General features: G+C 69.9%; 15 protein-coding genes. 4 read left to right on the top strand and 11 right to left on the bottom strand.

The features are described from left to right. The first annotated feature begins 641 nt into the window (after positions 1–641). A complete protein-coding gene (locus AC3XYG_RS20320) occupies positions 642–1,088 on the top strand; it encodes a hypothetical protein (protein ID WP_489141685.1) in 447 nt (148 codons plus the stop codon). Positions 1,089–1,401: 313 nt separating this feature from the next. On the opposite strand, the gene AC3XYG_RS20315 is transcribed toward AC3XYG_RS20320, so the two are convergent. From AC3XYG_RS20315 to AC3XYG_RS20295, 5 genes are all read right to left on the bottom strand, one after another. After that, a complete protein-coding gene (locus tag AC3XYG_RS20315; RefSeq protein WP_489141684.1) occupies positions 1,402–2,565 on the bottom strand; it encodes an adenylate/guanylate cyclase domain-containing protein in 1,164 nt (387 codons plus the stop codon). Between the two features lie 31 nt (positions 2,566–2,596). Beyond that, on the bottom strand, positions 2,597–3,214 hold the full coding sequence (locus AC3XYG_RS20310) for an MlaC/ttg2D family ABC transporter substrate-binding protein (protein WP_489141683.1): 618 nt from the start codon (positions 3,212–3,214) through the stop codon (positions 2,597–2,599). 184 nt (positions 3,215–3,398) lie between these two features. Then, positions 3,399–3,854, bottom strand: a complete 456-nt coding sequence (locus AC3XYG_RS20305) for a hypothetical protein (RefSeq protein ID WP_489141682.1) — start codon at positions 3,852–3,854, stop codon at positions 3,399–3,401. A gap of 13 nt (positions 3,855–3,867) precedes the next feature. After that, positions 3,868–4,179, bottom strand: a complete 312-nt coding sequence (locus tag AC3XYG_RS20300; protein ID WP_489141681.1) for an ElaB/YgaM/YqjD family protein — start codon at positions 4,177–4,179, stop codon at positions 3,868–3,870. 239 nt (positions 4,180–4,418) lie between these two features. Continuing rightward, positions 4,419–4,643 (bottom strand): YMGG-like glycine zipper-containing protein, encoded by a 225-nt coding sequence (locus AC3XYG_RS20295; RefSeq protein WP_489141680.1) that lies wholly within the window; start codon positions 4,641–4,643, stop codon positions 4,419–4,421. 375 nt (positions 4,644–5,018) lie between these two features. On the opposite strand from AC3XYG_RS20295, the gene AC3XYG_RS20290 reads away from it, so the two are divergent. Next, a complete protein-coding gene (locus AC3XYG_RS20290; protein WP_489141679.1) occupies positions 5,019–6,698 on the top strand; it encodes a sensor histidine kinase in 1,680 nt (559 codons plus the stop codon). 27 nt (positions 6,699–6,725) lie between these two features. Here the strand turns inward: AC3XYG_RS20290 and AC3XYG_RS20285 are convergent, their stop codons facing one another. From AC3XYG_RS20285 to AC3XYG_RS20270, 4 genes are all read right to left on the bottom strand, one after another. After that, positions 6,726–6,953, bottom strand: coding sequence for a hypothetical protein (locus AC3XYG_RS20285; RefSeq protein WP_489141678.1), 228 nt, complete (start codon positions 6,951–6,953; stop codon positions 6,726–6,728). 25 nt (positions 6,954–6,978) lie between these two features. After that, positions 6,979–7,203 (bottom strand): hypothetical protein, encoded by a 225-nt coding sequence (locus tag AC3XYG_RS20280; RefSeq protein WP_489141677.1) that lies wholly within the window; start codon positions 7,201–7,203, stop codon positions 6,979–6,981. Positions 7,204–7,322: 119 nt separating this feature from the next. Continuing rightward, positions 7,323–7,532: a cold-shock protein gene (locus tag AC3XYG_RS20275; RefSeq protein WP_489141676.1), complete on the bottom strand. Its 210-nt coding sequence runs from the start codon at positions 7,530–7,532 to the stop codon at positions 7,323–7,325. A gap of 198 nt (positions 7,533–7,730) precedes the next feature. Beyond that, positions 7,731–8,612 carry a LysR substrate-binding domain-containing protein gene (locus AC3XYG_RS20270; protein ID WP_489141675.1) on the bottom strand — a complete coding sequence of 294 codons (882 nt, stop codon included), beginning with the start codon at positions 8,610–8,612 and terminating at the stop codon, positions 7,731–7,733. A 103-nt stretch (positions 8,613–8,715) separates the two neighbouring features. Between AC3XYG_RS20270 and AC3XYG_RS20265 the strand changes: the two genes are divergently transcribed. Further along, positions 8,716–9,648: an AEC family transporter gene (locus tag AC3XYG_RS20265; RefSeq protein WP_489141674.1), complete on the top strand. Its 933-nt coding sequence runs from the start codon at positions 8,716–8,718 to the stop codon at positions 9,646–9,648. Here the strand turns inward: AC3XYG_RS20265 and AC3XYG_RS20260 are convergent. Continuing rightward, on the bottom strand, positions 9,645–10,682 hold the full coding sequence (locus AC3XYG_RS20260) for a histone deacetylase family protein (RefSeq protein ID WP_489141673.1): 1,038 nt from the start codon (positions 10,680–10,682) through the stop codon (positions 9,645–9,647). The genes AC3XYG_RS20265 and AC3XYG_RS20260 overlap by 4 nt on opposite strands. A gap of 161 nt (positions 10,683–10,843) precedes the next feature. Here AC3XYG_RS20260 and AC3XYG_RS20255 point away from each other — a divergent pair, with 161 nt between their 5' ends. Then, complete coding sequence (locus tag AC3XYG_RS20255; RefSeq protein ID WP_489141672.1) at positions 10,844–11,431, top strand: class I SAM-dependent methyltransferase; 588 nt, start codon at positions 10,844–10,846, stop codon at positions 11,429–11,431. A gap of 14 nt (positions 11,432–11,445) precedes the next feature. Here AC3XYG_RS20255 and AC3XYG_RS20250 read toward each other — a convergent pair. Next, positions 11,446–12,505, bottom strand: a 1,060-nt coding sequence (locus AC3XYG_RS20250; protein WP_489141671.1) for an ATP-binding protein, incomplete at its 5' end; no start/stop codon positions are given.

Here is a 12,505-nt window from a genome sequence, read left to right as displayed (position 1 = left end):
GGACGTAGAGGTCCGCTGCGCTCCGGTGCTCAAAACCACCACCAGCCGACTCACGCCAACACGTTTCCAGACGGGCTCTCGGCCCGATACCGGGCACCCCGCGTCACTTCCGGATCGGAGGCTCGCAAGGGCCGGGCGGGGTGTCAAGCGCGCCCGGCCGGCCCTGGCATATCGGCCGCAGTCTACCGACCCTTCACCATGACCACCCAGGCCTCGTCCGCCCGCGACCCGGCCGCTTTCTCGTGCCGCCTGTCCAAAGCCCTGGTCTGCAGACTCGCGGTCTGATTTTTGTGTGCCTCTCCCGCTTGCGGGAGAGGCAACGCGTTATCGCAGTAGTATTATCCACAGCGCTTGTTCATGATACGTTCCGTAGACAAGGTGCAATCCCATCAGACGCCGGAGGCCCCGGCCGCTCCCAAGGACGAGCGGGCCGGGCGGATGCTCGACCGGATGGCTGACATGGTGATGGAGCGGGTGGAGGCGCTGCACGCCGCGTCCCTGCAGGCGATCCGCGATCGCGCCGCCGCCGCCACACCCTGGCACTGCAGGCCCATTTCGCCCGCCAGGACCGGGAGGCGACCGACAAGGAAGCTGCCGGCGCCCGGGCCCGCGCCGCGGAGAAGACGGAACGCCGCACCCGGGTGGCGCGCGTGGTCGCCCATTCGATCTGCTCCGACCAGAACCTCGATTTCCGGACCTCCGCCCATCTCGCCCACGGGATGTGGGAGCAGTTGATCGAGACCCGCGAGATCGACGAGGCGCTGGCGCTCGCCGAGCATCCGATCGAGGAGATCGTGCTGCGGCTGTGCCGCGACATCGGGGTGAAGCCGGAACTGGTGCTGCTGCTGGACCCGGATGGGCCGGACGCGCGCAAGCCAGCCCAGCGCTATGCCAACGAGGGCTGGCTGCCGGACGAAGCGGACGATGTCGACGAGTGGTGGCCCCATGAGGGCCCGGACAAGGGCCGCTACTGGTATCGCACCTGCAGCCTGAAGCACCCGCACATCGTCACCGGCTGGTACGACATGGCTGGCTTCAACAACCCGATCGAGGGCCTGCCCTGGGACCAGCCGCCGGACACGGGGTGAACCGCAGGCGTAGGTTGGGTTCGCATGGCGAACCCAACACCCCGCAGCCCGCACCAAACGTTGGGTTCGCAAGCGCGAACCCAACCTACGAAGTCCATCGTAGCGAAGCGATCCAGGGCAGTGCCGCTGGATGCTTCGCTGCGCTTGCCATGACGGTGTCGGGGACCCTTCAGCCATTCCAAACCCCGTCATCCCCGCGAAAGCGGGGATCTCGTCGCGCGCCGATCGGGGAGATTCTCGCTTTCGCGGGAATGACGGCCAAGGGATGGGAAAGCGGTTCCGAAAAGCCTCTGCCGGGCGCGCGCCCGCCCGCTCAGGTCGTGATCGCGAAGATCGGCTGCGGGTCGGCCAGACCGCGGATCGGGTGCGCGCCCAGCGGATCGGTGGCCCCGGCCCAGGCCTGCCGGAATGACTCGGAGCATACCACCGGCCGGTCGAGCTGCTTGGCCAGGCCTTCCAGCCGGCTGGTCAGGTTGACGGCGGGGCCGAGCACGGTGAAGTCCAGCCGGTCGGGGCTGCCGATGTTGCCGTACATCACCGGCCCGAGATGCAGCGCCGCGGCGAAGGCCACGGGATCGGGCCCGGCGGCCAGGCCCTGGTGGATCACCCGCACCGCGCCGATTGCGGCCTCGCAGGCGGCCGCGGCAGTGCCGGCCTGCTCGACCGGGAAGATTGCCAGCACGCCGTCGCCGAGGAATTTCAGCACGTCGCCGCCGCGGTCGACGATGGCTTGGGCGACGGTCTCGAAATAGCGGTCCAGCACGGCCAGCACCGCGGCCGAATTCAGGCGCTCGGACAGGGCGGTGAAGCCGCGCATGTCGACGAACAGGATGGCGGCATCGACCGCGACGACATCGCCGCGGCGGATCGCGCCGGCCGCCACACGGTCGGCCGGGCCGACGCCCAGATAGGTGCGCAGCAGGCTGGCGGCGGACCGGCGCATGGCGGTCGGCTCCATCGCCGCCGCCAGCGGATGGCGCAGCCGCTCCAGCAGCGCCACCTCGCCCGCAGCGAAGCCGCCGGGGCGGTCGGTGACGAAGCTGGCCACCTGCACCGTCTCGTTGCCATAGACCACCGGCACCGCGACATAGTCGGTGCCGCCGGCCTGGGCCAGCTCATGGAAGATGGCGTGGTCGTCCGGCCCCAGCCCGGTCAGCGGACGGTGCAGCGGCTGGCGGCTCTCCAGCACGGCTTGGTAGGGGCTGCCGAGGAAGGCGCTGGTGGCCAGCACCTTGCGGTCGATGACGAAGTCCTCGCCGCCCTTGGCCGTGGTCCACACCACGCCCCAGGCGGTCAGCAGCGGATGGGTGATGCTCTGGCCCACCCGCACGCGCTGCAGCGGCAGACCGGCGGCGATCAGGCGGCGGCAGAAGCCGTCGACCAGCGCCACCGGGTCGGCCAGCAGCCGGCCTTCGGCCACCAGCCAGTCCGCGACATCCCGGCCGCCATCTGGCCTGCCGCCCTCCGCCACCGCCATCGCGTCCCCTTCGGTCAGCGTGTCCGGCAGATCAGCCGCCGGCCCGCTGGCGCATGGCCTGCAGCAGCCCGTCGATGCTGCCGCCGTTCTGCGAGATCACCGATGCGAATTCGTCGCGCTGGGTCACGCTCATGCTGACGCGGGCGACGATGACGTCGACCACCTTGAAGGTGCTGCCGGCCGCGCGCACCCGCCAGTCGACCTGGATCGGCGGGCCGTCCTTCTGCCGGATCTCGGTGTTCACGAGCGTATCGCCGCCACTGCCGACCGGGCGGGTGCCCTTCACCACCAGGGTCTCGCCCTGGTAGTTCTGGAACCGGCGCGAATAGGTGTCCACGATCATCGCCTCGAACAGCTGCATGTAGTCCTGCTGCTGTTGCGGGCTGGCGCTGTTCCAGTAGCGGCCCAGCACGAAGCGGCCGATGGTTGGCAGGTCGAAGCCTTCGTTCAGGATCCGGGTGAACTCCGCCTTGCCCTGCGGCGTGCCGGCGCCGCCGGTCTGGAGGATGCCGATCGCCCGCTTGGCCATGTCGTCGATGAAGGCGCCGGCGGCGTCGGTCTGCGCCGATGCCGGGCGTGGCAGCCCGGTCAGCAGCAGCGATGCCGTCATCAGGGCGCCCGCGGTCAGCACCGTCCGTCTGTTGATCATGTCTGAACCTTTGTTCGTTCTGGGATGTCGAAACCCTTCCGCCCCCGGCCCTGGAACCGAGGCCCCCGCGGAAGGACTGGAGATTATAGCGGAATCCGGGCGCGGGTCATGCGGCAAGCTGGCCGAGCCGCAGCGGGGCCGGATTGCGCTGCGGTCGCGGCCCCGATCGCCACCCCGATCGCCGCTAGTCCTTGCGGCGACGCCCCTGCAGGATCGGCAGGGCGCCGACGGCGACGCCCACCACCAGCGCCGCCAGGGCGATCTTCGGCGCGGCCTTGGCGGCCGACAGGCCCAGCCCGGCGGCAATGCCCTCCAGCCCAGCGGTGGCCGCGGCAGGCGATGCCGCTGTCACAGGTGCGCGACGCCGGCGCGGGCCACGGCCGGCCAGCACGCCGATCAGGGCAAGCACGGCGCCGAGGCCCAGCGCGATGAGCCCGACGACCAGGGCGGCGCCGGCCGGCCCGAGATCCGGCAGCAGCAGGTAGAATCCCGACCACGCCAGCAGCACCAGCGCAATCACCGCCAGCACGAAGGCGATCAGGAACAGCCCTGCCGCGATGCAGGCCCGCCGCAGTGCCTGGCCGAGCCGGAGGCGCTGGCGGGCGGCCAGGGCGCCGAGCAGCGCGCCGCCGATATCCATGATCTTGCCCGCCTCAGCGATCCAGCAGCTTGCCGATCACGAGACCGACACCGAAGGCGACGAGGATGCTGGTGAAGGGATTCTGCTCGATCCGCTCCTCCAGCGCCGCGATGCCTTCCTCGCCCTGCGTCCGCGCGCTTTCGGCGAAGCGCTGGGCGCGGTCCTTGGCCGCATGGGCGGCCTCGTTCAGCTTGGCGCCGCCGGCCTTGGCCTCGGCCGCCGCGGCCTCGCCCAGCGTGCGGGACAGCGAGGCGATGTCGTCGCGGATCTTGCCGAGATCGGCGCGGAGGGTGTCGAGCTCCTGGTCCAGGTTCCGCGTGGCCATGTCGTCTCCTCGATAGCATCGGCCCGCCGCAAGGCTCCGCCCGGGACGGGGGAGCCATGGCATGGCCATGGCATGGAAAAGGGGACGAACGGCGACGCCCGTCCCCATCTCGATGACTCAATAGACGCCGTGCGCGCCGGTGTCCGCATCAATTGATGCGGACACCGGCAATCCAGAGGGTGGCTGACGCACGAACCCGGCGTCAGCCCAACCCTTGGATCACCCGGTGGTGGTGCTGCTTAGCAGCGCCCGACCTGGTGGCAGTTGGTGGCCGCGCCGCCAACGGCGCCGACGGCGCCGCCGATCAGGGCGCCCGTGCCGATGTTGCCGCCGGTGATCGCCGAGATACCGGCGCCGGCGCCGGCGCCGAGCGCGCCGCCGGTCAGGGCGCGCGTGCCCGTGTCACGCCCGCAGGCCGCGAGCGCCAAAGTGGCCGCGAGCACGATCATGGTTGGTTTCAGCATTGTCGTCTCCATCCTCAAGCGCCGGTTAAAGCCGGGCACTTCACCATTGAAAAACGGGCGGCCTACAACTTTGTTCCACACCGTTGATGTGCGACTTACCGGGCCAGGGTGGCATTTCGATGGCTTGTGCCCTAGAACGCGACGGTATTCCCACCATGCCGTGCTGTTCAGATACGGGACCGGGCCCCACCGGATCGCCGGTCCGGCCTGCGGCGAGCGGCGGGTTGCGGTCGCCGGCCTGTCGCATCAGGATGGCCGGCGCCGGGTCGGTCCGGATGGAATGGAGTTGGGACAGGCATGCGGTCGAGCTTTGCGATCCGGAGCGGTGTGAGCCACCGATGACCCCCACCCGATGACTGGCGGACACCGGCCGCGATGAACCTGCTGTCCCGCCTGTTCCTGCTGGTCGCCCTGGCGGTCGCCCCCGGCATCGCGCTGCAGGGCTACAACGAATATGTGCTGCGCATCGCCCGGACCAACGAGATCCAGGACGATGCCATCCGCCTGGCCGGGGTGGCGGCCGGAGCGCAGTTCCGCATCGTCGACGGGGTGCGCCAGCTGCTGGCGGCCATGGCCCGGGTGCCGGCGATACGCGAAGGCCAGGGCGGCCGCTGCACCGAGGTGGTGGACGACCTGCGGTCGGAGGTGCCGAGCCTGACCGCCATCGCGGTGGTCGATGCCGACGGCAACCTGCTGTGCGGCGCCAACCACACGGCGGCGATCTCGACCTCCGTCGGCCACCAGGGCTTCTTCCAGCGGGCGCGGGAGATCCGCGGTTTCGCCGTTGGCGGCTTCGCCACCACCGACGCGGTCGGCGAGAAGGTGCTGCACGTCGCCTACCCGATCTTCGAAGGCGACGTGTTCCAGGGCGCGGTGGTCGCGGCGCTCAGCGTCGACGCCATGGCCGCGGCGATCAACATCGACACCGAATCGCGCAACGCCGTCATCACCATCACCGACCGGGCCGGCGTGGTGATGTCGCGGCTGCCGGGGCCGGACAATGCCTGGGTCGGCAAGCAGGTGCCGGAACCGTTCCTCGACCTGCTGGCCTCACCGCAGGCCGGGTCGGTCACGACGGGCGCGCTCGACAGCACGGTGCGGATCTACGGCTATGTGCCGATGCGGTCGGAGGATCTCGACCTGTTCGTCCTGGTCGGCATCGATCGCGCCGCGGCCTTCGCCACCATCGATGCGGCGACCCAGCGCGGCATCGCCATGATCGTCGCCGGCCTGCTGGTCTCGCTCGCCGCTGCGGGCATCGGCGGACGGCTGTTCCTGCTGCGGCCGATCGACCGGTTGCTGTCGGCCACCCGGGAATGGCGGCGCGGCAATCTCAGCGCCCGGGTCCAGCTGCGCCGCGGCGGCGGCGAGATCAGCCATCTCGGCGCCGCCTTCGACACCATGGCCGAGAAGATCGAGGAGAACCTGAAGCAGAAGGATCTGCTGCTGCGCGAGATCAATCATCGCGTGATGAACAGCTTCCAGCTGCTGTCCAGCCTGTTCGGGCTGCAGGCGCGCCGGGCGAAGACGCCGGAGGCGAAGCAGGCGCTGGCCGAGGCGAACGACCGGATCCAGGCGCTGGCCATCGTCCACCGCCGGCTCTACGCCAATGTCTCGGTCGACCGGGTCGAGGTGAAGGACTATCTGACCGGGCTGTGCGATGACCTGTCGCGCGCGCTGCTGCCGGAGAATGGCGGCAAGGTGATCGCGGTCGAGGCCACGGCGGGCGAATTGCCGCCGTCGCAGATCGTGCCGCTTGGCCTGATCGTCAACGAGCTGGTCACCAACGCCGTGAAATACGCCTTCCCGGATCGGCGCGAGGGGCGGGTGATCATCGGCTTCCAGCCGCGGGGGGAAGGCGGCTTTCGCCTGACCGTGGCCGATGACGGTGTCGGCCTGCCGGAGGGTAAGCCGCCGGCCCATGGCAGCGGCCTCGGCATGATGGTGCTGCAGGCGCAGGTGCGGCAGCTGGATGCCGCCATCGACATCGCCAGCAGCCCGGCCGGGGCGCGCTTCACCATCGACATTCCGCCGGTGCGCGACCCCGAGGCCTGACGCGGCCGGGAGAGTCTTCGGAAGGCTTTACTGTCCGGGGGACCGGATCATGGTCTTGATCGGGCCGCGGGGATTGCCCGACATCTCCGCGATCTTGCGGTCCTGCGCCTCGATGAAGGCCCGGGCCGGCGCGTCGCCGTCCAGCCCGTCTGCATCGGCGCGGGGCACCTTGCGGTTCGAGCTCAGGGTGCCGTCCTGGTAGATGATGTTGAACAGCACGAAGGCGCTGTCATTCGTTTGTTTCTTCTTGGGCATAGCCGGTCTCCGGTCACGGTACGGGTCAGGACGGCTTGGGTTCGCCGTCCGGCGGGACGACGTCGCCATCCTGGTCCTGGTCGGTCTCACCGTCCGGGGCTGCATCGCCGTCCTGGGGGGCGTCGCCTTCGATGCCGGACTTGCGGTCGGCAGCCTCTTTCTCGCGGCGCTCCTGCTTTTCCTTCTTCTTCGCTTCCTTGGCCCGGTTGCGCTCGCTGCGCTGCTGATTGTAATTGGGCTTGAATGGCATATCGGCCCTCCGTCCTGTCACAGACCGGGCCCGTGGCAGATCTGGCGCCGCGGGCCTTGCTCAAAGAAAAGAAGCGCCCGGAAGCTCCGGGCGCTTCTCATGGCATTCCGTCGAAAGACTTAGACGGTCTTCAGGTTTTCCGCCGAGGTCTTGTTGCGCTTCGGATCGCGCTGCTCCTCGTAGGAGATCTGCTGGCCTTCGTTCAGGCCACGCAGGCCGGCGCGCTCGACAGCCGAGATGTGGACGAAAACGTCCTGGCCGCCGTCAGCCGGCTGAATGAACCCGAAACCCTTGGTGCTGTTGAACCACTTCACGGTGCCGATGGGCATCGCTTGCCTCCCTGGGCATAAAATCGCACCACGCAGGATTGCGCGGCGCATCAGACGGTTGCCGGGAAAGGCAGCGAAATTCCCTGCTGCAAAGCAATTGCAGGCCGGTGGTTCGCACCAGAATGACAGTTGCAACATGGGGGACCGCCGTCGCGATGGCAAGGACAAGTCGTAAACCGGCCCGGGCGGGGCGCCCGATCAGGCCGGCGGGATGCCCGCGGTGGCCAGGAATGTCGCCAGCGCCGGGTTCAGGTTTCCGCTGCGCCAGACGATGACATGGTCGATCGACGGCGCGTCCTCCAGCGGCCGGAACACGACGCTGGCGACGCCCAGCGCGCTCATGCATTCCGGCACCAGCGCCAGGCCCAGCTCCTCGGCCACCAGCTTGACGATGGTCTGCTGCATCTGGGTTTCCAGCCGGATGGTCGGCAGGAAGCCGGCGCTGCGGCAATAGCGGGCGATCGCGTCGCGCAGGGTCGGCGCCACATCCACCGGGGTGGCGATCAGCGGCACGCCTTCCAGGTCCCGGGCGCCCAGCCGGTCCCGCGCGGCGAGCGGATGCGCCGCCGGCAGCGCCGCGCACAGGCTCTCGCTGTGGATCGGCCGCACCTCCAGCCCGCGCACCGGCCCCGGCGGGAACAGGATGCCGGCATCGAAGCGGCCGGCCAGCACTTCATCGACCAGCGTGCTCGGCATCGCCTCCCGCAGCTTGAGATCGATGCCGGGATAGGCGGTGACGTAGCGCCGCGCCAGGCCGGGCACAACGGTGAAGGCGGCGTGCATCATGAAGCCGACCGACAGCTCGCCCAGCTCGCCGCGGTCGGCCAGCCTGGCGTTGCGGCAGGCCTGGTCGAAGGCGGCCAGCACGGCCCGTGAATCCTCCAGGAAGCGCTGGCCCGCCCGGGTCAGCACCGCCTGGCGGGAATGGCGCTCCAGCAGGCGGACGCCGAGCTCCTGCTCCAGTGCCGCGATCTGCCGGCTCAGCGGTGGCTGGGTCAGGTGCAGCCGTTCGGCGGCGCGGCCGAAATGCAGCGTCTCGGCCAGCACCACGAAATACCGCATCTGCCGGATGTCGATCATGATACCGAACCGGTATTGATAGGGCCCTCACTATGCATTGGATCATATCGGCCGGCGGGAGGATACCGAAGCGCCCTCGATAGTCCCCCGATCGGTCCCGTCCATGCTGTCGCCCTTCCTGGTCGTGCTGCCCATCTTCGCGTTGATCTTCGCCGGCTGGCTGGTGCGGCGGCTCGGCGTGCTCGGGCCGCATGCGACGACCGAGCTGAACCGCTTCGTCGTCTACCTCGCGCTGCCGGCCCTGCTGTTCGACATCATGGCCCACACCCAATGGGCCGCGCTGTGGCAGCCCGGCTTCATCGCCGTGTTCGGCCTCAGCAGCGCAGTCGCCTTCGGGCTGACCCTCGCCATCCGGCTGCGCGGCGGGCTGCATCTGGCGGATGCGGCGATCGACGGCCTCAACGCCGGCTATGCCAACACCGGCTTCCTCGGCTTTCCGCTGGCCCTGGCCGCGCTGGGCGGCGACTCCCTGGCGCCGACGACGATCGCGTCGATCATCACGGTCTGCGTCGTCTTCGCCGCGGCCATCATCCTGATCGAGATCGGACTGCAGACGGAAACGCGCCGGGCCCATCTGGCGATGAAGATCCTGCGGTCGCTGCTGCGCAACCCGCTGCTGGTCGCCCCGGCGCTGGGTGCGCTGGTGCCGCTGTCCGGCCTGGCCGTGCCGGTGCCGGCCGAGACCTTCCTGAAGCTGCTGGCCGGCGCGTCCTCACCCTGCGCGCTGGTGGCGCTGGGCCTGTTCCTGGGCGAGAAGCGCGTGACGGACCAGCGCGACACCGCCGCGACCACGCTCCTGGTCGTGATCAAGCTGGTGCTGCAGCCGGCGGTGGCCTGGGGGCTGGCGATGCTGTTCCGCCTGCCGCCCCTGCTGACCCACACCGCCGTGCTGCTGGCCGCCCTGCCGACCGGCACCGGCCCGTTCATGCTGGCCGAGTTCTACCGCCGCGAGGCGACGGTGACGGCCAAGGTCATCCTGGTCTCGACCGTCGTCTCGCTGCTCACGGTCTCCGGCTATCTCGCGACGGCCGGCTAACGCGCCGATCCCTCCAGCGCCTGGAGCAGGTTGGCGACGTTGACGCCCAGCGCGTCGACGGCATAGCCGCCCTCCATCACCGTCAGCACCGGCACGCCCAGGCCGCTTCCCACCACCTCGCCCATCCGGGTGAAGTCGTCGCTGTTCAGCTTGAACTGCGAGATCGGGTCTTCCTGGAAGGTGTCGGCGCCGAAGGACAGTACCACCGCATCCGGGCTGTAGTCGCGGATCCGGGCCAGCGCCGCGTCCAGCGCCGCGCGATAGCCGTCCCAGGTGGTGCCGAACGGCATCGGCAGGTTCAGGTTGAAGCCCTCGCCGGCGCCCTCGCCGCGCTCCTGGGCATAGCCGAGATAGAACGGGTATTCGACATTCGGATCGGCGTGCAGCGACACGAACAGCACGTCGTCGCGGCCGTAGAAGATCTCCTGCGTGCCGTTGCCGTGGTGATAGTCGATGTCCAGCACCGCCACGCGGCCGGCGCCGTTGTCGCGGAACCATTGAGCCGCCACCGCGGCGTTGTTGAAGAAGCAATAGCCGCAATAGACGTCGGTCGAGGCGTGGTGCCCCGGCGGCCGGCACAGCGAGAACACCGGCTTGCCGTCGGCCGCCACCAGCTTCGCCCCGGTCAGGGCGACGTCGACCGAGCTCAGCGCCGCGCGCCAAGTGCCCTTGGTGATCGGGGTGCCGCAATCGCTGGCGTAGTAGCCGAGCTTGCCGTCGATCGAGCTGGGGATGACCTGGCGCATGTTGCGCACCAGCCAGTTGGTCGGCAGCGCATCGATGTCGCCATGCACGGCCTGCCATTCGTCCCAGGCGGTCTCCAGGAAGCGGATGAAGTCGCGGTCGTGCACCCGGGCGATCGGGTCGGTGCCGAACCGCTCCGGCGCCCTCACCTCGCCCAGGCCCACGGCCTGGATCCGGGCCAGGATGGTCTCAGCCCGCTCCGGCTTCTCCACCACCGGGATGAAGTGTCCGCCAGTCAGCTCCACCTTGCCGTGCTGCAGCCGGTGGTCCTCGGAATAGATCGTCAGCATCGCAACCCCGTTTGCTCCCTGTCGCCGGCGACGATAGCGGATGCCAGGCGGCGCCGGAACCGGCTCGTCCGACCTCTGGCCGAGCGGCATCCGCCGGGCTGACACACCACTGAGACAATTCTGCGCGACACTACGGTTTCCCGGGTTGAAGAGGGTGCGTGATGATCGCGAACGAAGATCGGAAGCGGCTCCGCAGCTGGGTGCTCGATCCCTATGGCAGCGGGCGGATCGCCCCCTCCGATCGGGCGCTGGCGGACCTGCTGGCGCGGCCGATCTCGATGGCGGCGGCGCCGATCATCGTGCTCGGCGGCGGCCTCGACGCCTTCGTCCGCCGTATCGTCTGCGACGGCATCCCGTCCGGGCGGATCGCCCTGGTCGACCAGGGGTCGGAGGCCGCGGCGGCGCTGCGCCTGGAATACCCTACCATCGGCGTGCACTGGATCGACCCATCGGCCCTCGCCACCGCGGCGCCGTTCGGGGCGGAGAAGGCCGGGGCCGTGGTCAGCAGCCTGCCGCTGCGCTTCCAGCCGCCGGGCCAGGCGCTGCGGGTGCTGAACGCCGCGTTCACGCAGCTGCGCCGCGACGGCGCCTTCTACCAGGTGACCTGCGGCGCCGGCTGTCCGGTCCCGGCCGAGACCCTCGGGCGGCTGCGCCTCGACGCCAGCCGCGTCGGCACCGTTCTGGCGAACATGCCGCCGGTCACGGTCTACCGGATCGCACGCCGCCGGACCGGGCTGACGGAGGCCTGAAGGCCCGGCGCCGTTTAAATCGGCAGGGCGACACGCGCGCGCAGGCCGCGCTCCGTCCGGTTCTCCAGCATGGCGTGGCCGCCATGCGCGACCGCGACCGACCGCACCAGCGCCAGCCCCAGGCCCATGCCGCCGGTCTGGCGGTTGCGCGACGGCTCGGACCGGTAGAACGGCTCGAACACCCGCTCCAGCTCCTCGAACGGCAGGCCGGGGCCGTTGTCGTCGACCTCCACGATCGCCTCCCGCCCCTGCTGCCACAGCCGGATGCAGGCGCCGCCGCCGTAGGCCACGGCATTCTCGATCAGGTTGCCGAAGAGGCTGCGCAGCCCGAGGTCGTCGCCCTCCAGCACGATGTCGGGCCCGTCCTCCACCACCACGTCATGCCCCATATCGGCATGGTCGTCGGCGATGCTGGTGATCAGCGACCGCAGCTCCTGCCGCTGTCGCGGCCGGTCGCTCTGCATCGTCTGGACGAAGGACAGCACGGCCGCCAGCATCGCCCGCATCTCGCCGATATCGGCCTCGGCCTTGGCCCGCATTTCGTCCGGCGCCCGCTCCAGCCGGAACGACAGCCGGGTCAGCGGCGTCCGCAGGTCATGGGCGATGGCGCCCATCATGGCGACGCGGTCATCGACATAGCGGCTCAGCCGCCCCGTCATCTCGTTGAAGGCCCTGGCTGCGCCGACGATCTCCACCGGCCCGTCCAGGGTCAGCGGTGGCGCCCGCAGGTTGCGGCCCAGCTGCTCGGCGGCGGCGCCGAACCGGCGGATCGGGGCGGACAGCCAGGAGGCGAGCAGATAGGCGCAGGGGATCGACAGCAGCACCGTGCCCGCCAGCCAGATCATCGCCCGGTACTGCCAGATCGCCCGCAGCGAATCGGCCGGGCTGACCACGCGCCAGCGTCCGTCCTCCAGGCGCCGGCCGACCTTGAAATGCCCGGCGAAGCTGAAGGTCTCGGGGTCGACCTGGCCGCCTTCGGGGGCCTGCCGCGGCATCAGCCGGGCGGCATCGAACAGCCCCTTGTCGGGCCGCGGCCCGTGACGCCATTCCGGCCGGGCGAACTCCACGATCAGG

The sequence above is a fragment of the Inquilinus sp. genome (genome assembly GCF_057815775.1).
This window is presented reverse-complemented; position numbering and strand designations above follow the sequence as displayed.